The organism is Grimontia sp. AD028, assembly GCF_000973155.1.
In the GTDB taxonomy this organism is placed as follows: Bacteria; Pseudomonadota; Gammaproteobacteria; order Enterobacterales; family Vibrionaceae; genus Enterovibrio; species Enterovibrio indicus.
This window is the reverse complement of the sequence record NZ_LASY01000073.1, coordinates 1-293: the sequence shown is the minus strand read 5'-3', so window position 1 is coordinate 293 and position 293 is coordinate 1. Positions and strand designations below refer to the sequence as shown.

Sequence of the window (293 nt, the reverse complement as noted above, 5' to 3'; positions counted from 1 at the left end):
AACACCAAAACCTTCCAGGTACGATCTCAAACCACAGAAGACGGCACTTACGAAGGCAATGAAAGCTACACCATCAAAGCCAAAGCCGATGGGCAAGGCAGTCTGGTGTCCGGTACAGTCACCATTATCGAAGATGAAGCGCCGACTATCGTCACCTCTGTGACCAAGCTGCGTGATGGCGTAGAAGGCAGTACAACCCCGGGTTGGACCGTCAACTTTAATAACCCTGCTGATGAAGCCACCACGGTCAGACTGAACTTCAACGACAGCTACCATCAGGCGAAATTTGGCGA

1 pseudogene is annotated in these 293 nt (G+C 51.5%); it reads left to right on the top strand.

The window, feature by feature from the left end:
- Window positions 1-293 (top strand): annotated as a pseudogene (locus RN22_RS25175) (bacteriocin); the annotation flags it as partial.